Origin of the sequence: Sphingobium salicis subsp. salicis (assembly GCF_049472635.1) — a bacterium.
GTDB classification, from domain to species: domain Bacteria; phylum Pseudomonadota; class Alphaproteobacteria; order Sphingomonadales; family Sphingomonadaceae; genus Sphingobium; species Sphingobium yanoikuyae_A.
This window is the reverse complement of sequence record NZ_JAYRCS010000001.1, coordinates 2,985,807-3,008,473: the sequence shown is the minus strand read 5'-3', so window position 1 is coordinate 3,008,473 and position 22,667 is coordinate 2,985,807. Positions and strand designations below refer to the sequence as shown.

21 protein-coding genes and 1 tRNA gene are annotated in these 22,667 nt (G+C 65.4%); 12 read left to right on the top strand and 10 right to left on the bottom strand.

Features of this window, described 5'->3' with window-relative positions:
• Together hemF and VHN57_RS14630 are read right to left on the bottom strand one after the other, a co-directional pair.
• On the bottom strand, positions 1 to 876 hold the full coding sequence (hemF, locus tag VHN57_RS14635) for an oxygen-dependent coproporphyrinogen oxidase (protein WP_423284295.1): 876 nt from the start codon (positions 874 to 876) through the stop codon (positions 1 to 3).
• Entirely contained in the window at positions 873 to 1,331 is a 459-nt protein-coding gene (locus tag VHN57_RS14630; RefSeq protein ID WP_037507697.1) for a tRNA (cytidine(34)-2'-O)-methyltransferase, read from the bottom strand. The genes hemF and VHN57_RS14630 overlap by 4 nt, the downstream gene beginning before the upstream one ends.
• Before the next feature lie 193 nt (positions 1,332 to 1,524).
• On the opposite strand from VHN57_RS14630, the gene petA reads away from it, so the two are divergent.
• From petA to VHN57_RS14605, 5 genes are all read left to right on the top strand, one after another.
• Positions 1,525 to 2,091 (top strand): ubiquinol-cytochrome c reductase iron-sulfur subunit, encoded by a 567-nt coding sequence (petA, locus tag VHN57_RS14625; protein ID WP_026109474.1) that lies wholly within the window; start codon positions 1,525 to 1,527, stop codon positions 2,089 to 2,091.
• Between the two features lie 11 nt (positions 2,092 to 2,102).
• The gene (locus tag VHN57_RS14620) at positions 2,103 to 3,395 is read left to right on the top strand and encodes a cytochrome b (RefSeq protein WP_188082018.1); all 1,293 of its coding nucleotides are present in this window, start codon (positions 2,103 to 2,105) and stop codon (positions 3,393 to 3,395) included.
• Between the two features lie 14 nt (positions 3,396 to 3,409).
• Positions 3,410 to 4,258 carry a cytochrome c1 gene (locus VHN57_RS14615; RefSeq protein ID WP_037507701.1) on the top strand — a complete coding sequence of 283 codons (849 nt, stop codon included), beginning with the start codon at positions 3,410 to 3,412 and terminating at the stop codon, positions 4,256 to 4,258.
• Positions 4,259 to 4,339: 81 nt separating this feature from the next.
• Positions 4,340 to 4,876 (top strand): adenine phosphoribosyltransferase, encoded by a 537-nt coding sequence (locus tag VHN57_RS14610; RefSeq protein WP_004208158.1) that lies wholly within the window; start codon positions 4,340 to 4,342, stop codon positions 4,874 to 4,876.
• Between the two features lie 71 nt (positions 4,877 to 4,947).
• Entirely contained in the window at positions 4,948 to 6,021 is a 1,074-nt protein-coding gene (locus VHN57_RS14605) for an endonuclease/exonuclease/phosphatase family protein (RefSeq protein WP_423284291.1), read from the top strand.
• Here VHN57_RS14605 and VHN57_RS14600 read toward each other — a convergent pair.
• Together VHN57_RS14600 and VHN57_RS14595 are read right to left on the bottom strand one after the other, a co-directional pair.
• Positions 6,018 to 6,632: a 5'-methylthioadenosine/S-adenosylhomocysteine nucleosidase gene (locus VHN57_RS14600; protein ID WP_278983417.1), complete on the bottom strand. Its 615-nt coding sequence runs from the start codon at positions 6,630 to 6,632 to the stop codon at positions 6,018 to 6,020. The genes VHN57_RS14605 and VHN57_RS14600 overlap by 4 nt on opposite strands.
• Before the next feature lie 91 nt (positions 6,633 to 6,723).
• Positions 6,724 to 6,798, bottom strand: a tRNA-Val gene (locus tag VHN57_RS14595).
• A gap of 142 nt (positions 6,799 to 6,940) precedes the next feature.
• Here VHN57_RS14595 and VHN57_RS14590 point away from each other — a divergent pair.
• The gene (locus VHN57_RS14590) at positions 6,941 to 8,281 is read left to right on the top strand and encodes a dicarboxylate/amino acid:cation symporter (RefSeq protein WP_125997899.1); all 1,341 of its coding nucleotides are present in this window, start codon (positions 6,941 to 6,943) and stop codon (positions 8,279 to 8,281) included.
• Here the strand turns inward: VHN57_RS14590 and cpdR are convergent.
• Positions 8,274 to 8,651 (bottom strand): cell cycle two-component system response regulator CpdR, encoded by a 378-nt coding sequence (gene cpdR, locus VHN57_RS14585; protein ID WP_004208143.1) that lies wholly within the window; start codon positions 8,649 to 8,651, stop codon positions 8,274 to 8,276. The two genes, VHN57_RS14590 and cpdR, sit on opposite strands and share 8 nt — an antisense overlap.
• A 135-nt stretch (positions 8,652 to 8,786) precedes the next feature.
• On the opposite strand from cpdR, the gene VHN57_RS14580 reads away from it, so the two are divergent.
• Positions 8,787 to 9,683 (top strand): N-formylglutamate amidohydrolase, encoded by an 897-nt coding sequence (locus VHN57_RS14580; RefSeq protein ID WP_278986961.1) that lies wholly within the window; start codon positions 8,787 to 8,789, stop codon positions 9,681 to 9,683.
• 2 nt (positions 9,684 to 9,685) lie between these two features.
• Here VHN57_RS14580 and VHN57_RS14575 read toward each other — a convergent pair whose 3' ends face one another.
• Positions 9,686 to 11,539, bottom strand: coding sequence for an acyltransferase family protein (locus VHN57_RS14575; protein WP_278986959.1), 1,854 nt, complete (start codon positions 11,537 to 11,539; stop codon positions 9,686 to 9,688).
• Positions 11,540 to 11,678: 139 nt separating this feature from the next.
• On the opposite strand from VHN57_RS14575, the gene VHN57_RS14570 reads away from it, so the two are divergent.
• Positions 11,679 to 13,007 (top strand): cytochrome P450, encoded by a 1,329-nt coding sequence (locus VHN57_RS14570; protein WP_278986956.1) that lies wholly within the window; start codon positions 11,679 to 11,681, stop codon positions 13,005 to 13,007.
• A 65-nt stretch (positions 13,008 to 13,072) separates the two neighbouring features.
• Here the strand turns inward: VHN57_RS14570 and VHN57_RS14565 are convergent, their stop codons facing one another.
• Both VHN57_RS14565 and VHN57_RS14560 read right to left on the bottom strand, forming a co-directional pair.
• Positions 13,073 to 14,443 (bottom strand): class II 3-deoxy-7-phosphoheptulonate synthase, encoded by a 1,371-nt coding sequence (locus VHN57_RS14565; protein WP_004208138.1) that lies wholly within the window; start codon positions 14,441 to 14,443, stop codon positions 13,073 to 13,075.
• 127 nt (positions 14,444 to 14,570) lie between these two features.
• Positions 14,571 to 14,936 carry a Rap1a/Tai family immunity protein gene (locus tag VHN57_RS14560; protein WP_017502598.1) on the bottom strand — a complete coding sequence of 122 codons (366 nt, stop codon included), beginning with the start codon at positions 14,934 to 14,936 and terminating at the stop codon, positions 14,571 to 14,573.
• A gap of 153 nt (positions 14,937 to 15,089) precedes the next feature.
• On the opposite strand from VHN57_RS14560, the gene VHN57_RS14555 reads away from it, so the two are divergent.
• The gene (locus VHN57_RS14555) at positions 15,090 to 16,103 is read left to right on the top strand and encodes a 2-hydroxyacid dehydrogenase (protein WP_278986953.1); all 1,014 of its coding nucleotides are present in this window, start codon (positions 15,090 to 15,092) and stop codon (positions 16,101 to 16,103) included.
• Here VHN57_RS14555 and VHN57_RS14550 read toward each other — a convergent pair.
• Both VHN57_RS14550 and cysS read right to left on the bottom strand, forming a co-directional pair.
• A complete protein-coding gene (locus VHN57_RS14550) occupies positions 16,084 to 18,972 on the bottom strand; it encodes a CHAT domain-containing protein (protein ID WP_423284286.1) in 2,889 nt (962 codons plus the stop codon). The genes VHN57_RS14555 and VHN57_RS14550 overlap by 20 nt on opposite strands.
• A gap of 63 nt (positions 18,973 to 19,035) precedes the next feature.
• Positions 19,036 to 20,538: a cysteine--tRNA ligase gene (gene cysS / locus VHN57_RS14545; protein WP_423284284.1), complete on the bottom strand. Its 1,503-nt coding sequence runs from the start codon at positions 20,536 to 20,538 to the stop codon at positions 19,036 to 19,038.
• A gap of 97 nt (positions 20,539 to 20,635) precedes the next feature.
• On the opposite strand from cysS, the gene VHN57_RS14540 reads away from it, so the two are divergent.
• The 3 genes from VHN57_RS14540 to VHN57_RS14530 all read left to right on the top strand — a co-directional run bounded on the left by VHN57_RS14540 (position 20,636) and on the right by VHN57_RS14530 (position 22,625).
• Entirely contained in the window at positions 20,636 to 21,397 is a 762-nt protein-coding gene (locus tag VHN57_RS14540; RefSeq protein ID WP_278986904.1) for a MerR family transcriptional regulator, read from the top strand.
• 251 nt (positions 21,398 to 21,648) lie between these two features.
• A complete protein-coding gene (locus VHN57_RS14535) occupies positions 21,649 to 22,341 on the top strand; it encodes a Bax inhibitor-1/YccA family protein (protein WP_278986909.1) in 693 nt (230 codons plus the stop codon).
• Between the two features lie 2 nt (positions 22,342 to 22,343).
• Positions 22,344 to 22,625, top strand: coding sequence for a TFIIB-type zinc ribbon-containing protein (locus VHN57_RS14530; RefSeq protein ID WP_278986903.1), 282 nt, complete (start codon positions 22,344 to 22,346; stop codon positions 22,623 to 22,625).
• Positions 22,626 to 22,667 lie beyond the last annotated feature (42 nt).

Genomic DNA, 22,667 nt, shown 5'->3' with positions numbered 1-22,667 from the left:
TCAACTCCAGCTCGCCATCGGCGGCAGGCTCATTAGGATCGCGTCGATATTGCCGCCGGTCTTGAGCCCGAACAGGGTGCCGCGGTCATGGACCAGGTTGAATTCGGCATAGCGGCCGCGCCATTCCAGCATGGTGCGATACTCTTCCTCGCCCCACGCCTCGTTCATCCGCCGCCGCACGATCGGCGGGAAGGCGGCCAGGAACGCGTCGCCGACATCGCGGGTGAAGGCGAAATTGGCGTCGAACGCCGCATCGTCCGCGCATTCGAGATGATCGTAGAAGATGCCGCCGACGCCCCGATGCACGCCGCGATGGGGGATGAAGAAATAGTCGTCGGCCCAGGCCTTGAAGCGCGGATAATAGGCCGGATCATGGGCGTCGCAGGCGGCCTGCAACACCGCATGGAAATCCGCCGTATCCTCGTCGCGCGGCAGCGGCGGATTGAGGTCGGCGCCGCCGCCGAACCAGTTCTTGGTCGTGTTGAGGAAGCGGGTGTTCATATGGACGGCCGGCACATGCGGGTTTGCCATATGCGCGACCAAGCTTATGCCGGTGGCGAAGAAGGCCGGATTGTCGGCCGCGCCATGGATGGTCTGGGCAAAGCCGGGGGCAAGATCGCCGGTCACGGTGGAGATATTGACGCCCACCTTCTCGAAGACCTTGCCCTTCATCACCCCGCGCACGCCGCCACCGCCTTCGCCCGGCGCTACGCCTTCGGCCTCGCGATCCCAGGGGGTGTAGGCGAAGCTGGCGTCGCTGCCGGCTTCGCGCTCGATCGCCTCGAACTCCGCGCAGATCCGGTCGCGCAGCGATTCGAACCAGGCACGGGCCGCCTGCTGCTGCGGGTTCAGGGGAAAGCGGATGTCAGGCGTCATGCAGGGAAACTCCCGGTCTGGCGAAGGGCCTCGGCAACGGCGATGCCGGTGGAAACGGCGATGTTGAGCGAGCGGAAGCCCGGTGCCATCGGAATGCGCACGCGAATATCGGCCAGATCGCGGACATGATCGGGCACGCCCGCGCTTTCCGATCCCATCAGCAAGACATCGTCACTGCGAAATGTCACATCGGGCAGTCGTTCCGACGCGTGGCTGCTCATCAGCAGCAGGCGGCGGCCGGCGGCCCGTCTTTCCGCGTCGAACGCCTCGAAATTGGCGTGGCGCACGACTTCGGCCGATGCGCCATAATCCATTGCCGCGCGCTTCAGCCGGGCATCGGAAAAGGCGAATCCGGTCGGCATGATGATGTCGACGGGCACGGCAAAACAGGCGGCGAGGCGCAGGATGGCACCGACATTGCCGGCGATTTCGGGCTGGTAGAGAGCGATACGCATGGCTGTCGCATAATGCAGCGCGGCGATTTGTCATAGTCTGGATGACTTTGCGGTTGGCAAAGCCCTGACAGTCCGGTTATCAGACCTTTGACCCACGCCGGGGGGAGGCGGGGTATACCCTAACTCCCTTGATAATCAGGATCACTCAAGGCATTCCGGCGTGAATAGGGAAGTCTTGCAAGGGTAGAGGTGCATGGCGAACTCAGAACAAGTTGACGGGCAGGGTCTATCCGGCGAAGACGGAGTGCGTCGCCGCGATTTCATCAATATCGCTGCGGTGAGCTTCGCAGGGGTGGGCGCCGTCGGCGTCATTCTCCCGCTCATCGATCAGATGAACCCCAGCGCCGACGTATTGGCGCTCGCATCGACCGAGGTCGATCTTTCCGCGATCCAGCCGGGCCAGGCGATCAAGACCACCTTCCGGTCGCAACCGCTGTTCGTTCGCCAGCTTACCGAAAAGGAAATTGCCGAGGCCGACAAGGTCGACCCGTCCACGCTGCGCGATCCGCAGACGCTGGCGGAGCGGACGGTCGACGGCAAGAAGCAGTGGTTGATCACCATGGGCGTCTGCACCCATCTTGGCTGCGTGCCGCTGGGCGCGGGCGAGGGCGAAAATCGCGGCGAATTCGGCGGTTATTTCTGCCCCTGCCACGGTTCGTCCTATGACACGGCCGCCCGCATCCGTAAGGGGCCTGCCCCCAAGAATCTGGAAGTGCCGAAGTATAGCTTCACTTCCGACACTGCCATTCTTGTGGGTTGAGGGGGACCGTCATGAGCTTTCCATGGGCTGAACATTATACCCCCAAGCATCCGCTGATGCAGTGGGTCGACGAGAAGCTGCCGCTGCCGCGTCTCGTCTACAATGCCGTCGGTGCCGGCTATCCGGTACCGCGCAACCTCAATTATTTCTGGAATTTCGGTGTCCTCGCCGGCCTGGCGCTGCTGATTCAGATCGTCACCGGCGTGGTCATGGCGATGCATTATGGCGCCAACACGCTGGTCGCCTTCGGCACCGTCGAACAGACGATGCGCGACGTGAATGCGGGCTGGCTGATGCGCTATGCCCATGCCAACGGCGCCAGCTTCTTCTTCATTGTCGTCTATCTCCATATTTTCCGCGGTCTCTATTTCGGCTCCTACAAGGCGCCGCGCGAAATGGTCTGGCTGCTCGGCCTCGTCATCTTCCTGTTGATGATGGCGACCGCCTTCATGGGCTATGTCCTGCCCTGGGGGCAGATGAGCTATTGGGGCGCCAAGGTCATCACCGGCCTGTTCGGCGCGATCCCGGTGGTGGGCGAGCCGATCCAGACCTGGCTGCTGGGCGGCTTTGCGCCCGGCAATGCCTCGCTGAACCGCTTTTTCTCGCTCCACTTCCTGCTGCCTTTCGTGATCGCGGCGGTGGTGATCCTGCATATCTGGGCGCTGCACATTCCCGGTTCCTCCAACCCGACCGGTGTCGAGGTTAAGGGGCCACAGGATACCGTGCCCTTCCATCCCTATTACACCGCGAAGGACGGTTTCGGGGCGGGCATCTTCCTGATCCTGTTCGCGATCCTGCTGTTCTTCGCGCCCAATTATCTGGGTCACCCGGACAATTATATCGAGGCGAACCCGCTCTCGACCCCCGCGCATATCGTGCCCGAATGGTATTTCTGGCCCTTCTACGCGATCCTGCGCGCCTTCACCGTCGACTTCTTCTTCGTGCCGGCCAAGCTGCTGGGCGTGCTGGCGATGTTCGCATCGATCCTGCTGCTCTTCTTCCTGCCCTGGCTTGACACTTCGCCGGTGCGCTCGGGCAGCTATCGCCCGACCTTCAAGACGTTCTTCTGGATCCTGGTGCTCGACGTGCTGATCCTGGGCTATTGCGGCGGTGCGCCGGCGGAAGAACCCTATGTGATGATCAGCCAGGTCGCCGCGGCCTATTATTTCGCGCATTTCCTGATCATCCTGCCGATGATCGCGCGCTTCGAAAAGCCGCTGCCGCTGCCCAATTCGATCACCGAGGCGGTGCTGGCCAAATATGCCAAGGCTGACGGCGAACCCGCCGCAGTCCCGGCCGAATAAGGGGGAAGACAAGCATGGTACGCATCGGCGCATTCCTTGTCGGCCTCTTCTTCGCCGGCTGGCTGCTCATCTCCTTCCTCGTGGGTGCCTATTCCTATGTGGTGGAGCCCCCGGCCAAGACGGTGGAACATGAATTCCACCTGGCCCCCAAGCATGTCTCCTTCTCGTTCGACGGGCCGCTGGGTCGCTATGACAATCAGCAGCTCCAGCGCGGCTTCCAGGTGTTCAAGGAGGTCTGCTCGGCCTGCCACAGCCTGAAGTTCGTCGCCTTCCGCGACCTCGCCGGCATTGGCTATAACGAGGCGGAGATCAAGGCGATCGCCAAGAACTGGGCGATCAAGACGCCCAGCGTCGATCCGGCGACGGGCGAGGCCTCGACCCGCGATGGCATTCCGGCCGATTATTTCCCGTCCCCCTTCGCGAACAATGTCGCGGCGGCGGCGGCGAACAATAATGCGATCCCGCCGGATCTGTCGCTGATGACCAAGGCGCGCCATCATGGCTCGGCCTATGTCTATTCGCTGCTGACGGGCTTCCAGGAACAGCCGGCCGAACTGCTCAAGCATTTCCCGGATGCCAAGACGCCCGAGGGGCTGCACTTCAACCCCTATTTCGCCAACCTGAACCTTGCCATGGCGCCGCCGCTGTCGGCCGATGGCCAGGTGACCTATGGCGATGGCACCAAGCCGACCATCGACCAGATGTCGCAGGACGTGGCCGCCTTCCTCACCTGGACGGCCGAGCCGAAGCTGGAAAATCGCCGTCGCGCGGGCGTGGCGACGATCCTCTTCCTGCTGATCGCCACGGGGCTGGCCTATATGGCCTATCAGAATATCTGGGCAGACAAGAAGAAGGCGGCCTGACCGCACGTGCGCCCGATGGCATGAAAGAACGGGGCGCGCTTCCTTGTCGGGAGCGCGCCCTTTCCTTATGGGGCTTCAACCATGAGCATCGACAGTCTGACCGCGCTGGTCCGCACCATCCCCGACTTCCCCAAGCCGGGCATCCAGTTCCGCGACATCACGACCCTGCTGGCCGATGGGCCGGGTCTGGCCGAACTGATCGACCAGATGGCGAAGGTGGCAGGGCCGCTCGACCCCGACCTGATCGTCGGCGTGGAGGCGCGGGGCTTCATCCTGGGCGCGGCGCTGGCGCTGAAGCTGGGCAAGGGTTTCGTGCCCGTCCGCAAGAAGGGCAAGCTGCCGGGCAAGACCGTCGGCATCGACTATGTGCTGGAATATGGCACCGACCGGCTGGAACTGCATGAAGGACAGGTGCCGCAGGGCGCGCGCGTGCTGCTGGTCGACGACCTGATCGCCACCGGCGGGACGGCGCAGGCGGCGGCCCGGTTGCTGCGCGAGCAGGGCGCGCAGGTGCTGATGGCGTTGTTCGCGATCGACTTGCCGGATCTGGGGGGACTTGCCGCGCTGGAGCAGGACGGTGTCCCGTCGCGCGCGATCCTGTTGTTCGAGGGCGACTGATCCCCTCCAGGCGCCGGTTGTCGCCGGCGCCCTTTCGCGTCATGATGCGCCGATCCGATGACGAGGAGCATATGGCCGCTACTTCCCGCTTCCTCCGCCGGTTCGGTGCCTGTGTGGCGCCGCTGCTGCTATCGGCCTGTGCGACGCCGGCACCCTATCGCGAATTGTCCTGTAGCGCGGCAGTCGCGCCTGCGCTCGCCGCCCCGGATGCGCAGCGGATCACCACCACCCTGTCGGTGCTGACCTATAATATCGAGGGGCTGGGCTGGCCGGCACGCAGCGGACGGGGGCCGTCCCTTGACCAGATAGCGGAGCGACTGGCCGCCATGCGCGCGGCGGGGACGGCGCCCGATGTGGTGCTGTTCCAGGAAATGTTCAGCGGATCGGCGAAGCAGGCGGTGGCCGATACCGGCTATCCGGCGATCGCCGCCGGCCCGCATCGCACGACCCGCGCGCGCGGGGCGACCAAGGACAAGCTGCCGGGCAAGTCGCATATCGACCGGGGCGAGATCGGCATTCATTTTTCCGGCAGCGGCCTCGCGGTCGCCTCGCGCTATCCGATCCTCCTGACGCAGCGGCGCGCCTATGGCCGCAAATCCTGTGCGGGCCTGGATTGCCTGTCGAACAAGGGGATCGTGCTGGCCCGCATCGCCATGCCCGGCGTGCCGACGCCGATCGACATCTATGACACGCACATGAACTCGCGCGGGGCCTCCCGCGCGCCCGGACCGCGCAATCTCGCCGCGCATGAACGGCAGGCACTCGAAGCCTCGGCCTTCATCGATGCCAGCCATGATGATGCCTATCCGCTGATCTTTGGCGGCGATTTCAACATGCGCCATTCCGAACCGCGCTGGGAGAATTTCTCCCGCTACCAAGCGCTCCACCTGGTCCATCGCGTCTGCGCCGATGCGGCGTCAGGCTGCGATGTACGCATGTCCTGGGATGGCGACGAACCCTGGATGGACACGCAGGATCTGCAATTCTTCTGGCCCGGTGACCGGGTCTCGCTTCGCCCGATCCGGGTGGAGGCGATGTTCGATGGCGGACCGAGCGGGCCGGAATTGTCCGACCATGACGGCTTCCTCGTTACCTATGAACTGTCCTGGCCGCGCGGCGTCGCGCGCCAGCCGGGCGGCTGTTAAAGCGCGTCGGCCAGGGCATCGACGGCCACCGCCAGCTTCTCGTCGATCAGCGAGAGCAACTGCGTCCAGCCGAGCATGTCGTTCAACTCGCCCGGCCCATCGGAAATGCCGCGCAACCCCATCAGCGGCACGCAGAAGCGCTGGCAGGCGCGCGCGATCGCAAAAGTCTCCATGTCGACCATGTCGGCGTCGATCGCGGCATATTCCTCGCCGCCCACGACATTGGCGCCGGTCGACAGGCGCAGGGCGCGGATTTCGAGCGGCGTGACCAGCGGAATGTCGACCGGATGGTCGATCAGCGGTGTCACCCCCTTGGTGAAGCCCAGACGAGAGGCGTCCATGTCGCGCCAGGAGACGCTGGCGACCTGATAGACCTCCCCCAGCATGCCGACGCGCGACCCGGCGGAGCCGAGCGATACGACCAGATCCGGCAGGGTGCCCGCCTGCGCCATCCGGTCGAGCGTCACGGCCATGGCCAGTGCCGCCTCGACCGGGCCGACGCCGGTCATCAGCGGGGTGATCCGGGCTTGCAGATGTGGGCCATATTCGGCGTCGATCGCCATCACGAACAGCACCCGCCGTCCGCCCATCACCACACATGTTGCCGTCATCTGCTGGTCTCCGTCTCGCTGCTGCGCGTCATAGCCGGAAAAGGGCAAAAAATAAGGCCTCGGAAATCCGGAGACTTCCAAGGCCTTATCATGGTGGGCGTGGCAAGGATTGAACTTGCGACCCCTGCGATGTCAACACAGTGCTCTACCACTGAGCTACACGCCCGCCGTGGAGGGGCCAATAACGGGGGTCGGTGACTCGCGCAAGCGCTAAATGACACTTTTTTGTAGAAACTTTTCCAACCCGCTGGACAGGGGGTGGGGAGGCCATATGCTGCGGTGCAAATAAGGGGGGACGCAAAAACATCATGTTGCCTACGCCATCGACGCCGACGGAACCGGTTCGGCCGCTCCCCTTCTATCGCCATCTCTATTTCCAGGTGCTGGTGGCGATCGCGCTGGGCGTGCTGCTCGGCCATTATTTCCCGGCGACGGGCGAGGCGATGAAGCCGCTGGGCGATGCCTTCATCGCGCTGGTGCGGATGATCATCGCGCCGGTCATCTTCCTGACGATCGTCACCGGCATTGCCGGCATGAAGGAACTGGGCGCGATCGGCCGGGTCGCGGCCAAGGCCTTTGCCTATTTCCTGACCTTCTCCACCCTGGCGCTGATCGTTGGCCTGATCATCGCCAATGTCGTGCAGCCCGGTGCTGGCCTCAACATCGATCCGGCGACCCTGGATGCCAGCAAGATCGCCGATTATGCGCAGCAGGCGCATGACCGCACGCTGGTCGCCTTCCTGCTGAACGTCATTCCCGCGACCCTAGTGTCGGCGGTGGCCGACGGGCATAATATCCTGCAGGTGCTGTTCGTCGCGATCCTGTTCGGCATCGCGCTCAGCATGATCGGGGAAAAGGCCGAGCCGCTGATGACGGTGCTGGAATCGGCCAGCCTCGCCATCTTCAAGCTGGTGTCCTTCCTGATGAAGGCGGCGCCCTTCGGCGCGTTCGGCGCGATGGCCTTCACCGTCGCCAAATATGGCGTCGGGACGCTCGCCAACCTCGCCGGGCTGGTCGCGACCTTCTACCTCACTTCGCTGCTGTTCGTGCTCGTCGTGCTGGGGACGGTCGCCTGGTTCGCCGGCTTCAACATCCTGCACCTGATCCGCTATCTGCGCGCCGAACTGCTGCTGGTGCTGGGCACATCCTCGTCGGAAGCCGCGCTGCCCAGCCTGATCGAGAAGATGGAACAGGCGGGGTGCCGCAAGTCGGTGGTCGGGCTGGTCGTGCCGACCGGCTACAGCTTCAACCTCGACGGCACCAATATCTACATGACGCTGGCGGCGCTGTTCATCGCGCAGGCGACCAACGTGCATCTGAGCCTGGAGGAACAGATATTGCTGCTGCTGGTGGCGATGCTGTCGTCCAAGGGCGCAGCGGGTGTGACCGGCGCGGGCTTCATCACCCTGGCCGCCACCCTGTCGATCGTGCCGTCGGTGCCGGTCGCGGGCATGACCCTGATCCTGGGTGTCGATCGCTTCATGAGCGAATGCCGCAGCCTCACCAACTTCGTCGGCAATGCGGTGGCGACGGTGGTGGTGTCGGTCTGGGAAAAGGGTCTGGATCGCGAGCGCTTTGCGGCGGCCATGGCGGGCAAGCCGCTGCCGCCGCAGGGGCAGGGCGCGGACGAGGCCGAAGCGCTCAGCTAAGGCCGGTCAGCGTCTCGCTGCCGAACATCCGTTCGACTTCCAGCACCAGGTCGCGCAGGTGGAAGGGCTTCGACAGCACCTTCGCCTGCGGCACCGCCTTGCCGGCCTTCAGCGTCACGGCGGCAAAGCCGGTGATGAACATGATGCGGGTCTGGGGCGCGACATTGGCGGTGTGCTGGGCCAGTTCGATGCCGTCCATCTCGGGCATGACGATGTCGGTCAGCAGCAGGTCGAACCGATCCGATTCGATATGCGGCACGGCCTGGGTGCCGGTGGCGACTGCCACCACCTCATAACCCGACTTTTCCAGCGCCCGCGCCAGATAGGCGCGCATGCTGTCATCATCTTCCGCCAGCAGGATTCGAACCATTGACCCCAAATTTCCTGTAAGCCGTCTTCCGCGGCGCCCCTTGCCTTGCCCACAGACTGGCAAGCCGTTCGGATATATGCGACAAGGATTAAAGATTATCCAGCCGACCAAATTTTTCCCCGGCCGGTGAAAGGAATGGCGTTGGATCATTTTGGTACGTGTCCGCCAACCGAATCGACGGCGGCCTATGATCTTCATGGTCCTGCTCTTCCCAATGGTCCTTTGATTGTGTCCGTGCCCCATGCCGGGCGCGACTATTCCCCTGAATTGCTGGCTCTGGCGCGGGTGCGGCCGGAGGTGCTGCGCCGGCTGGAAGATCGCTGGGCCGACATGCTGGCGGGGCCGCTGGTCGCGCGGGGCTATAGCGTGCTGGTCGCCCGCCCGCCGCGCGCGATGATCGACCTCAACCGGCATGAGCGGGAGCTGGATCCGGTGATGGTGACCGGTCTGCCCCGCGACCAGCCGCTGCAGAGCAGCGCCAAGCTGCGCGGCGGGCTGGGCCTCATTCCCCGTCGCCTGCCCGGCGCCCTGGAATTGTGGCAGCGCCCCATCCCATGGGAGGAGGCGCGGCGGCGGATCGAGACGGTGCATCGGCCCTATCATGCCCGGCTGGCACAGATGATGACGGCTGCGCGGGAGCGGCATGGCCATGCCATCCTGATCGACCTGCATTCCATGCCACCGCTGCCGCCGCCGGCCGCCGGACAGGCTGCCCCGGCGCTGGTGCTGGGCGATCGCTTCGGCCGCAGCGCCGCGACACGGCTGATGATGCTGGCGGCCGATGTTGCGGCAGGACATGGCGTGCTGACGTCGCAGAACCATCCCTATGCCGGCGATCATCTGATCGAGCGGCATGGTCGGCCGGAGCGCGGTTTCCATGCGCTGCAACTGGAGGTGGACCGTGCCCTCTATCTCGACGTCACGCTCGACCGGCCGGGGCCGGGGCTGACGCGCATGCAAGGCGTGGTGGCGGCGATTGCCGAGGCGCTGGCGAACGAACTGCCGCGCAGCTACGCGATGGCGGCGGAATGATTTTAGTCGTTCATCACCAGCCGGGCGCCGGCGACGCTCAGATGGTGGGAATCGAAATAGAGCGGCTTGCCGTCATGGATGATGGCGCAGCGGCGGGCATCGCATAGCCGCGCCATCGGATCGATCAGCGTCACGCCCTGTGCCTGCCATCGCGCGAACAGCGCGCGCAGATTATGGGTGTGCGCCCCAATCGTGGCGCGGTCTACACCCTGCGCCTGCCCAAGATCGCCGCCGCGGGCGAGATGGGCCAGATGGCGTGGCACGTCGAAAGGCTGGGGCGGCACCGGTCCGATCAGGATGACCTGCCGTCCTTCGGCGCGCAGAGCATGGATGGTGGCGTCGAGTTTCGCGACGAAGGCGGGATCGTCAAATTCGCCATTGGCCCAGAAGGCGGCGAGATAGATGCGGCGAATGGCCGGATCGGCACGGATCGCGGCAAAGGCCGCCTGGTTGGCGCGGGCGCAACGGGCATCCTTGGGCGCGTCATAGCCCAGCACCGGCGGGCAACTGGACGTGGTCCGCTCGATCAGGGCGCGGCCTTCCGCCCTGGCCCTGAGCGACAGGGCATAGGCCATTTCCACGCCATGGCTGTCGCCCCAGAGCAGGGCGTCGGGTCGGACCTTGGCACCGAGAATGCAGGGCTGGGCACCGCGGGCGAATGTGTCGTGACAGGCCTTGCGCGTGGGGCTGATGTCAGTGCGGCCGGCGGCGAGTTGCAGCACCTGCGGCGCAAAGCGCTGCGGCCAGCCGCCCATCGCCAGCAGCGCCAGCGACAGGAGGCACAGCAGCGCCATGGCGCCGCCGGTGAACTGGAAGATGCGCCGGGCGGGGATGCGGCGGGCATCGCGGAAGGGACGCTCGACGAAACGCCAGGAGAGGATGGCGGCGATGAAGGAAGCTGTCACGACCGCGATGGCCGTCGATCCGGTCAGGGCCGCATCGGTCGCATATTCGGTGAAGACGATCAGCGGCCAGTGCCACAGATAGAGCGAGTAGGAGATGAGACCCACGCCGACGAAAAGGGGCATGCTGAGCAGGCGCCCGACGCTGGTGCCCGGCGCGCTGTGCAGCAACAGCGCCGCGCCCAGCACCGGGGGCAGGGCGGTGATGCCGGGAAAGACGGTCTCGCGGGTGTAGAAGATGACAGCGAAGGCGACAGATAGAAGGCCGCTCCACGCAAGCGCCTCCCGCAGCCAGCGCGCCCGTGCGGCCGGGATGGCTCCGAGCGCCAGCAAGGCGCCCGCAAATAATTCCCAGGCGCGGGTGGGCAGCAAGTAGAAGGTGAAGCCGCTGGTGTCGCGCTGGAGCGCGATCGCCAGTGCCAGCGAAATCGCGGCGATCGCGCCGACGATCAGGCCGCGCCAGCGGGCGGCAAAGCGTGCGACCAGCATCAGCAGGATCGGGAAGCCGATGTAGAATTGCTCCTCCACCGCCAGCGACCAAGTGTGGAGCAGCGGTTTCACGTCGGCGCCGCCGGCGAAATAGCCGGTGTCGGTGAAGAACCAGAGGTTGGAGGCGAACAGCGTGGCGGCGAGCGCGGATTTCGGCACGCCCTCTATATCGCCCGGCAGATAGAGCCAGCAGGCCGCCGCCAGCACGGCCAGGATCATCAGGCTGAGCGCCGGCATGATCCGGCGGAAGCGGCGTTCGTAGAAATGGACGAGCGAGAAGCGCTGTTCATCCACCTCGCGCGCGATGATGCCGGTGATGAGGAAGCCGGAGATCACGAAGAAGATGTCAACGCCGACATAGCCGCCGGAAAAGCCTGGCACATGGGCATGGAAGAGCAGCACCGGCAGGATGGCGATGGCGCGCAGCCCGTCAATGTCGCGGCGATAACGACCCGCCCCGATCATGCTGCTTTCCTGTGGTGCCGACCCATGCATGGCGCTGTCCTAGCGCGAAAGCCCTGCGATTTGCTTTACCATTTTGCCGTCGTTGACAGCGACATGACAGCTGATATGATCCAGTGTATATCATAAATGGGTGAGGATCATGCGCGATTACGCCACGGCGGACTTCTACAAGGATGTGGATCTGGTCGATGATCCCCATGCCTATTTCGACTTTCTGCGTGCCCAGGGGCCTGTGACGCGGCTGCCGCACCGCAATGTGGTGGCGGTGACGGGCTATGAGGAAACGGTGCAGGTGATGCTCGATACCGAGCATTTTTCCAGCATCAACGCCGTGACCGGGCCGATGACGGACCTGCCGTTCACGCCGCAGGGCGACGATATCGCGGCGGAACTGGAGGCGGCGCGGCCCAAGATCGCCTTTGCCGACCAGATCGTGACGGAAAGCGGCACCCGCCATGCCAAGCTGCGATCGGTGATCGGCAGCCTGTTCACCCCCAGCCGCTTGAAGGCGCTGGAGCCATCCCTCTATGCGACCGCCGATAGCCTGATCGACGAGTTTGCCGCCGATGGTAAGGTCGATCTGGTGCGCCAATATGGCGGCCCCTATGCGACGCTGGTGATCGCCGACCTGCTGGGCATCCCGGCCAAGGGGCGTGCGGCCTTCCGCGTCCTGCTGGAAGGGGCGGTGCCGGCCCAGATCGACGGATCGCCCGAGGATCTGAAGCACAATCCGCTGGTCGGCCTTGGCAAGCATATGTTCCGCTACATCGCCTGGCGCCGCTTCCTGAACCATCCGGCGGTGCTGCCGGTGCGCAGGCTGCTGGGCGCGGACACGGGGAAGAAGGACATATTGACGACGCTGGCGCTGGCGAAGTTCCCGGATGGGACGAGCCCGACCCTGGTCGACCTGACGGCGATGGCGGCCTTCCTGTTCGGCGCGGGGCAGGACACGACCAACCGGCTGCTGGCCAACGCCTTCCGCATCATCGCGATCCGGCCGGATATCCAGGCGCAGTTGCGTGCCGACCCCAAGCGTATCCCCAATTTCCTGGAGGAAGTGCTGCGCTATGACGGGTCGGTGAAGAGCGGGGGGCGTATCTGCACGCGGACGACGGAGCTGGGCGGGATCGAGATCAAGGCGGGGACGACGATCCTGATGTCGCACATGGCGGCCAATCGCGATCCGCGCCGTTTCGACAATCCGGCGCAGTTCGACATGGATCGGCCGCGTGCCAAGGAGCATCTGGCCTTTGGCCGGGGGGCGCATACCTGCATCGGCGCGCCGCTCGCCCGGCGCGAGGTAGCGGTCAGCATCGAACGGCTATTGGCGCGGATGGGCAATATCCGCCTGTCCCCGGCCCATCATGGGGCGGGTGAGGCGCTGCGCTTCGACTATGAGCCCACCTATATATTGCGGGCGCTGCGGCACCTGCATCTGGAGTTCGATCCGATCGCGGATCCCGGCTGAACAGGGGGCAGAGGCGGGATGAACCGGCCCCTCCATGCGATTCGGAGGGGCCGGTTCCTTTTTCGTCAGGCCGCGGCGCGGCGTTCCTTCAGTTCCTCGTTCAGCATTTCTGCCAGCAGGAAAGCCAGTTCCAGGCTCTGCGCCGCGTTGAGGCGCGGATCGCAATGGGTGTGGTAGCGATCGGCCAGGCCTTCGTCGGTGATCGCGATCGCACCGCCGGTGCATTCGGTGACATTCTGGCCGGTCATTTCGGCATGGATGCCGCCGCCGAACGTCCCTTCGGCGCGATGCACGGCAAAGAAGCCGCGCACTTCGGCCAGGATGCGGTCGAACGGCCGCGTCTTGTAGCCATTGGCTGCCTTGATGACGTTGCCGTGCATCGGGTCGCAGGACCAGACCACCGAATGACCCTCGCGCTTCACCGCGCGCACCAGCTTGGGCAGGCCGGCCTCGATCTTGTCATGACCATAGCGGGTGATGAGCGTGATGCGCCCGGCTTCCCGCTTCGGGTTCAACAGGTCGAGCAGGCGCAGCAGTTCGTCCGGCTCCAGCGTCGGGCCGCACTTCATGCCGATCGGGTTGCCGATGCCACGCAGATATTCGACATGCGACGACCCTTCGAAGCGGGTGCGGTCGCCGATCCACAGCATGTGCGCCGAGGTGTCATACCAGTCGCCGGTCAGGCTGTCCTGACGGGTCAGCGCCTGTTCGAACGGCAGCAGCAGCGCCTCATGGCTGGTGTAGAAGCTGGTGCCGCCAAGCTGCGGCACGCTGTCCGCGTCCAGGCCACAGGCGCGCATGAAGTCGAGCGCCTGGCCGATCTGGTCGGCCATCGCCTCGAACTTCGCGGCCCAGGGGCTGCGGCCCATGAAATCGAGCATCCAGCCATGCACCCGGTCGAGGCTGGCATAGCCGCCGGTCGAGAAGGCGCGTACCAGGTTCAGCGTCGCTGCCGACTGGTTATAGGCGCGGATCATCCGCTGCGGATCGGGCTCGCGCGCTTCAGGGGTGAAGGCGATGTCGTTGACATTGTCGCCGCGATAGCTGGGCAATTCCACGCCGCCGATCGTCTCGGTATCGGCCGAGCGGGGCTTTGCGAACTGGCCCGCCATGCGGCCGACCTTCACCACCGGCAGCTTCGAGGCGAAGGTCAGGACGACCGCCATCTGCAGCAGCACGCGGAACGTGTCGCGGATATTGTTCGGATGGAACTCGGCAAAGCTCTCGGCGCAGTCGCCGCCCTGCAGCAGGAAGGCTTCGCCGTTCGCGACGCGGCCAAGATCGGCCTTCAGATTCCGTGCCTCGCCCGCAAAGACGAGGGGCGGAAACTGGCCAAGCTGGGCCTCTACCGAGGCAAGCGCCTCCTGGTCCCGATAAAAGGGCATCTGGATGCCCTTATGCTCCCGCCAGCTTTCCGGCGTCCACTTCGCCGCCACGTCGAGTCTCCTTCACGTCAAAAAAATAGGGGCCGCATCTACGCGTAACCGCCCGGCAGGGCAAGTTTATAGCGGTTGCGGCGCCTCTTTGCGCAAGGATACTATCGATCAGACTGATCGAGCGGCTTTATTTCTGGCAGGGATAGCGATCGTTGAGGGCGATGCTGACCAGCGCCGACGCCGCTGCGCCGCGCTGGTCGGGGTAGCGCTCCAGATAGGCGACGACAGTGCTTTTCACATCCTCGGCCGCCATCCGCTTTGGCCAGCAGACCGTCCGGGCGCGGCCCAGGAACATCTCCTTGCGGATGCCGTCGGTCGCCCCGGCGATATATGCGGTGCAGGCCAGCTTATATTCCGGCGCCTTGTTGCGGCATTTGGCGAGCAGGCTGGTGCCGGTCTCGAACATGTAGATGCCGCCTTCGTCCGATGCGGGCGGTGGCGGCGGAACCTTGCTCGATGATGCGGCGGCGATCGCCAGCAGAAGCGCAAACATGGGGGCGGGGCACTCATATCGGATCGTTGAGGATGCGACGCAAAGTGCCGTCTTTGGGATAGCCTGTCCAACCGGACTGGCCGACATGTGAAACGGACTGGCTCAGTATATGCCGCGGCTTGACGATGGCGGGCGGGCGGGCACTATGGCGCCATGCGCATCGCGATCTTCGGCACCAAGGGCTATGACCGGCATTTCCTGTCGGCCGCCAATCAGGGACATGAACTGCATTTCCTGGAACCCCGTCTGGACGCGGACACCGCGAGCCTGGGCGAAGGGTTCGAGGCGGTCTGCGTGTTCGTCAACGACCGGCTGGACGCGGCCGTGCTGGCCAAGCTGGCGGCCGGCGGCACGCGGCTGATCGCGCTGCGCTGTGCCGGCTATAATAATGTCGATCTGGTCGCGGCGGCGGAACTGGGGCTGACGGTTGTGCGGGTGCCGGCCTATTCGCCCCATGCGGTTGCGGAATTCACCGTCGCGTTGCTGATGGCGCTCGACCGGCGCATCCATCGCGCCTGGGCGCGGGTGCGGGAAAATAATTTTGCGCTCGACGGGCTGATCGGCCGCAACCTCCATGGCCGGGTGGCGGGCGTGATCGGCACCGGGCGGATCGGCGCGCTGGTCGCCCGCACGCTGAAGCTGGGCTTTGGCTGCGAGGTGCTGGCGAGCGATGTGGCGGAAGATCCCGAGCTGCTGGCGATGGGCGTGCGCTACGTGTCGCCGCGCGACCTGCTGGAACAGGTCGATATCGTCTCGCTCCATTGCCCGCTGACCCCGGATACGCGCCATATCATCAATGCCGACGCGATCGGCCGGGCGCGCGATGGACTGGTGATCGTCAATACCAGCCGCGGCGCGCTGATCGATACGCAGGCGCTGGTGGCGGGGCTCAAGTCGCGCAAGATCGGCGGCGTCGCGCTTGACGTCTATGAGCAGGAGGCCGACCTGTTCTTCGAGGATCTGTCCAACGAGATCATCGAGGATGATCTGTTCCAGCGGCTGCTGACCTTCCCGAATGTTTTGGTCACCGGGCATCAGGCATTCCTGACCGAAGAGGCGCTGGCGAGCATCGCCGAGACGACGATGACGAATATCAGCGATTTCGCCGCCGGTCGTCCGCTCGCCAACCGGGTCGATCCGCAAGCGGCTATTGCCCCACGAGGATGAACGGCGCCCAGACATAGGGCTGCACCGCGTCCGGCTTGCCGGACCGGATCAGCTTCAGCATCGCCCGTTGCAATGCCACCCCGCGATAGGCGCCGCGCCGGTTGGCCTTGACCGTCTCGACCGTGATGAAGGTGCCGGCATCGTCCCGCACCGGCCAGTGCGAGACCAGCAGGGCGCCGGCGCCGGCATAGCGGAATGCCTGGGCCAGGCCGGAATAGGTCTGGGCCTGGGCGCTGCTGCCGGCGGCGGTGTTGCACGCGGACAGGATCACCCAATCGGCGCCGATCCGCATCTGCGCCACTTCCGATGCGGTCAGCAGCCCGTCATTGCCGGAATCGATGTCCGGTGGCGAAAGCAGCAGCGCCGGTTCGTCCAGCCCCTCCATCTGGCCGCCGACCAGCCCGTGGGTGGCGAACAGCATGACCGAATAGGGGCGCAGGTCGCTGGAGCGCAGGGTCGCCTCGCTGGCGTTCGCGCCGATCAGCAACCGGGCATGATCGGGGCCGAAATAGCGCGCAACCGATCGCAATTCCTCGGCCGATCCGGGCAGGGGCGGCAATTGCGCCAGCGTGGCCGCGCCGCCGCCGCGCTGCTTGAGGGCGATCGCCTGCGTCTCCTGCGAAAAGGGCAGGGGCGCGCCGATGCCCAGCATCCGGTCATCCTGCGCCGCCAGCTTTTGCGGCACGACGGGGCGGAAGCCGCTGTCGATCCGCAGCGCATAGCGCCGGATCAGCCAGGGTGTGTTGCGGTCGATATGCTGCACCGGCTTTTGCGGCAGCATGGCAAAGGGCAGGGCGGCGAAAGTGCCGGTCGGCACGACCCGCAGGCGCTGCGCCTTGCCCAGCGCGGCTTGGACATCGGGCGTGAAGATCTGGGTGTAGAGGATATGGGCGCCTTCCTGGTCGAAGCCGGTGGCGCTCAGCGATGCGCGCAGTCGCGCGATCCGGCCGACCAGATCGGCGCGCGTCTCCTGCGCCCGGATGATGGTGGTCCGTTCGCGGCTGACGGCCAGAATATAGACGCCGTCAAAGGCCGGCGTCACCGCCAGCAGCGCCTCGTCTGCCGCCAGATTGGCTTGCAGCGATGCCAGGTCGGGCAGGGCGCCGCCGCGCGCCTCCAGCCATCGGGGGAAGTCATGGGCGATGGCGGTGCGGTCGGCATTGACCTCTTTTGCCAATGTCGCGCGACTGGCGCGTGCGGCGGCGACGCCTTGGTCGCGGGCGAGCGCCTGCAGCAACAGGCTGTCGGCGGCCTGCAGCGCGCGGGTCCGGTCCTGCAGCGCGCGGACCCGGTTGCCCAGTGTGGGGTCGTCCACCATCCGCTGCGCGACCAGATGATTGGCCTGGACGATGCCCGATCCGGCAAGCAGCGCCATGGCATCCATCGCCAGCCCGGCGTCGCGCGCCTGTGTCGCGATCGCCAGCACGCTGTCCAGCGCGGCGCGCTGATCCTCGGTCAGGGCGCCGTCCTCCTGCAGGCTGAGGCTGGTGCGCAGCAGCGCGATCAATCGGCAGGCCGCATCGACGCTGTCGCCGCCATTGGCCCAGGCGGACAGCATGCCGGCATTGGCGATGGCGAAGCCGGGCAGATTGTCGAGTTGGCGGGTTTCCCGGTCGAAATCGGTGGCGGCAGCGCGCGCCTCGTCCATCCGGCCGGCCTGGATCAGCGCGGGGATCAGAAAGGGATAGACGCGCTGCCCCATGTCGCGATCCTCGGCGCTGCCGGTGCGGCCGCGGGCCAATGCAGTCTGTAGCCGGCTGATCGCCGTATCCCTGCGTCCCTGGGCAAAGGCGGCGACGCCGGCAAAGGCCAGCGCGCGCGCGGATTGCGGACTGGTGTCACCTTCGATGTCACGAAAGCCGCGCTCGGCTTCCAGGAACAGCGGTTCGGCCTCGTCATAGCGTTCCAGCGGCAGCAGCAGATTGCCGAGATTCTGCAGCGCGAAGTCAAAGGCCAGGCTCTTCGTGCCGCTGGTCTCGCGCTTGATCGCGATCGATCGCTCCAGATAGGCGAGGCTTTCGTTGCGCCTTCCGGTGCGCGAGAGCAGCAGGCCCAGCGCTTCGAGTGCGCGGGCATAATTGGGATGCTTGCGATCGACATGGTCGGTCGCGGTATCCACCGCCAGACGGGCATAGATTTCCGCCTCGGCATCGCGATCCGCGCGCGAGAGCATCTGCGCGTACATATAATAGGCGCCGACCGCGTCCGCGCTGTTCTGGCCGCTGGCGGCGACCCGCGCCTCCATGCTGCGGCGCTGCGCCTCGACCGCCTCGCTGTTGCGGCCGAGACGGGACAGTGCCTGGGCATGGGCGAAGGCGATGTTGGACTTCAGCATCATCGCCGATTCATCCAGCGCCTTGGGATCGGTGCGGGCGAAATAGCCGTCGATATAGCGGCTCGCTTCGGCCAGCGTCTCGACCCCGGCGCCGATCTGGTTCAGCGTGACCTGGACATAGCCTTTGATCGACAGGCCCTGCATCCAGTAGATCGGATAGGCGTCGCGGAAGGGCGACAGCAGGGCAAGGCCGCGGTCTGCATGAGCGAGCGCGTCGGGGTTGCGACCGTCGATCTGGTCCATCGACGACAGGTTGATGAGCGCGACGCCCGCCAGCGGATGGGCCTGGCCCTGCACCTTGCTGTGGGATGCCGCCGTTTCGAGCGCTGTCCAGGCGTCGCGCGTCTTCTGCGACATGGACAGGGCATAATCATCGCTCTCGAACAGCGCATCGGCCTTGTCCTCCAGCGCGTAGAGCCGGGCATAGCGCGGATCGTCGGTGCGGAAGGCAGGCGGCGGTGCGGCGGCAGCGGGCAGCAGCGCGGGGCCGGCCAAGGCCAGCAGAAACGCGCCCGCGCGCGCGGAAAACAGCATGATGCGCCCCACTTTTCTCGACCCGATACCGTCTTGGGTGGAACCCAGGACGGCGTCAAGTCATCAGGCCAGCGTCAGGCGCCAGTCCCAGCGCAGGGGATCGCCGTCCATCACCTCGACCCCGCGTGCGATCAGCGCGTCGCGTATCTCGTCCGACAGGGCGAAATCCTTCTCGGCGCGGGCCGCGGTGCGGCGCTCCAGTTCGGCCTCGATCTCTTCCGGCGTGATCTGCGCATCCTTGGGCTGCACCCGCAACTCGGCGCGGGTCAGGTCCAGCAGGCGCAGGCCCAGCGCCTGGTCGAACGCGGCGATCAGGCACAGCTTCTCGTCCACCGGCACCTTTTTCATGCTGATCGCTTCTTCCAACAGCGGCAGCGCGCGCGGCGTCATCAGGTCGTCGGCGATCGCGGCGTCGAACTGCTCCAGCAGCGGCACCAGCTTGGGGTGGAGATTGGCGCGCAGATAATCGAGCGTGACCGACTGCCAGGTGATCCCCTCAGCCCGGCTTTTCAGCCCCTCGACCCCCATGACCAGCCGCTTGAGGCGGGTCAGCGCAGCGGCCAGATTGTCAGCGCTGAACTCCAGCTCGCTGCGATAATGGGCGCCCAGGCACAGCAGGCGATAGGCGATCGGATGCACGCCGGCATCGACCAGGCTGAACAGGGTGGTGAAGCCGCCCTTCGACTTCGACATCTTCCCCTGCCGGTCGACCAGGAAATTATTGTGCATCCACCAGCGCGCGCCGGTGAAGTCCGGCTGCGTATCGGTGCAGCCGCAATAGGCCTGATTCTGCGCAATCTCGTTGGGATGATGAATCTCGCGATGGTCGATGCCGCCGGTATGGATGTCGAACGGCTGGCCCAGGCGGGCTTGGCTCATGACCGAGCATTCCAGGTGCCAGCCCGGCGCGCCCTTGCCCCAGGGGCTGTCCCATTCCATCTGGCGCTGCTCGCCCGGCGGCGACTTGCGCCAGATGGCGAAGTCGCTCGGGTTGCGCTTGCCCGCCACCGGGTCGATGCGGGCATGGGCGGCATCGTCGCGACCGCCGGCCAGCGCGCCATAATTGGGCACGGTCGAGCTGTCGAAATAGAGGCCGCTGTCCAGTTCGTAGCAATGCGCGTCGGCGATTTTCTGCGCGAACTCGATCATCTGGGGCACATAGTCGGTCGCGACCGTCCATTCGCTGGGCGCCATGATGTTGAGGTCGGCGATATTGGCCTTGAACGCTTCGGTATAATGGGCCGCGATGTCCCAGATGCTCTTCGCGCTGGCGCGGGCGGCGGCCTCCATCTTGTCGTCGCCGGCGTCGGCATCCGACGTCAGATGGCCGACATCGGTGATGTTGATGATCTGGGTGACGTCCAGCCCCTTCCACAGCAGGGTCCGGCGCAGCGTGTCGACGAACACATAGGCGCGCAGATTGCCGATATGGGCATAATTATAGACGGTCGGGCCGCAGCTATAGACGCGCGCATGGTTGGGCTCGATCGGCGCGAACGGCTCGATCGACCGGGTCAGGCTGTTGAACAGGCGCAGGGGCGCGTCGCTATGCTGGTCTTGGCTCATGGCGCCAGCCATGTCGCGAGACGGCGCGATCGTCAACGGGGCGGGCACCGCAAAAAAGCGCTTGAACTTGACCTTGGGTCAAGCGGTAGCAAGGGGCATGACCGATATATTGGATATTGCCGCCGTCGCCCGCGCCACCGGCCTCACCAGCCGGGCGCTGCGTTTCTATGAGGCGCGCGGGCTGGTCGCGCCGCTGCGCACCGCGTCGGGGCGGCGCCTGTTCGGCCCGGCCGAACTGGCGCGTCTGCACCAATTGCTGGCGCTCAAGCGGGCGGGGCTGAGCCTTGCCCAGATCAAGACATTATTCGACGGCCGGCCGATCGACCTTGGCGCGCTGCTGCGCGCGCAGGTCGCGGCGATCGACGCGCAGGCGCAGGAACTGGCGCAGGCGCGCAGCCATCTGGAAATCGCCTTGTCCCGCATCGACCGTGGCGAGCCGCTCGATGCCGCGACCCTTTGCTCGCTGATCCGCAGTGGAGAAAGCATGACCATGCAAGAAGAATGGAAGGCGGTCAGTGGCCGCTATATCAGCGCCCAGGCCGAGGCCGATTTTGCCGAGACGATGCCCAACATGCCGGCCGATTTCGACCAGGCGGCCTATAGCGCGCAATGGGCGGACCTCACCGCCCGGATAGAGGCGGCACTGCCGCTTGACCCGGCGAGCGCGGCGGCAGGGGCCTTTTATGACGAATGGCAGGCGCTGCTCGCGCCCTTCACCGCCATCGCCACACCGGCGATGATGGAGGGGGTGACGCGGATGTACGACCATGTCGACGAGTGGAAGGACGAGCGGCAGCCGCCCTTCGCCTCGGAAGTGTGGCACTTCATCCGCAGCGTCGCGGCGGCGCGGCAAATGTAATAAATTGTTGCTTGGGCGGTGGCGCCTTGCGCGATCGTCCGGGCGACCCGATATTGGCTGTGCGGACCGGGCCCCTCTGGCGACATGGATCTCTTCCCCCTTGATCCAGGTCGCGATGTCGGACCGCATCGGGTGCGCCCGGTGCAGGTTTTGTGGCAATTCCCCCCTCTTTTTGCCGCAGGAGACCGCACCGGGCTCACTCGAACCACATTTATGATGGAGTGAGTGAAGCCGTGAACAATCCCGTACGCATGCCGGGCTATGGTGCCAGCCAGACGGCGCAGACCGATGCTGGCCTGCGCGCGCACATGCTCGGCGTTTTCCGCAACATGGGCATCGGCCTGGTCATCACCGGCCTGGTCGCCGGCCTGGTCGGCAATACCCCGGTGCTGGCCGCTGCCATCTTCGGCACGCCGCTGAAGTGGGTCGCGATCTTCGCGCCGCTGGCCTTTGTCTTCTTCTTCAGCTTCCGCATCGACAAGATGACGACGGCTGGCGCGCGCACCGCCTTCTACACCTTCGCGGCGGTGATGGGCGTGTCGCTGGGCAGCGTCTTCCTGGTCTTCACCGGCGGCAGCATCGCCCAGGCCTTCTTCTCGGCGGCGGTGATGTTCCTCGCCATGGCGCTCTGGGGCTATACCACCCAGCGTGACCTGACCAAGATGGGCAGCTTCCTGATGATGGGCCTGATCGGCATCGTCGTCGCCAGCCTGATCAACATCTTCATCGGCTCGTCGGCCATGGCGATGGTCATCTCGATCATCGGCGTCGTGGTCTTCACCGGCCTCACCGCCTGGGACGTGCAGCGCATCAAGTCGGAATATTTCTACTATGCCGGCCATGAGGTGGCGCAGAAGATGCAAGTGATGGGCGCGCTGTCGCTCTACCTCAACTTCGTCAACCTGTTCCAGATGCTGCTGAGCCTGACCGGCGAGCGCGAATAAGCATGCGGGACCAAGCCACCGTGTCGGCCATGCTCTGCCCGGTCTGCCATGTGGGGCTCCACATGAGCGACCGGCAGGGGGTGGAGATCGACTATTGCCCGCAATGTCGTGGCGTCTGGCTCGACCGGGGCGAACTCGACAAGATCATCGAGCGCTCGGTTCAGCCGGCCCCGGCCCCCGCCGCGCCGCAGATGAACTACCGCCCGGACCGCGAATATCGCGACGATGGGCGCGGCTATCCCAAGAAACGCAGGAAGAGCTTTCTGGAAGAGCTGTTCGATTGAGAAAAAGGCCGGTCCCGATGGGGCCGGCCTTTTTCGTTGAGG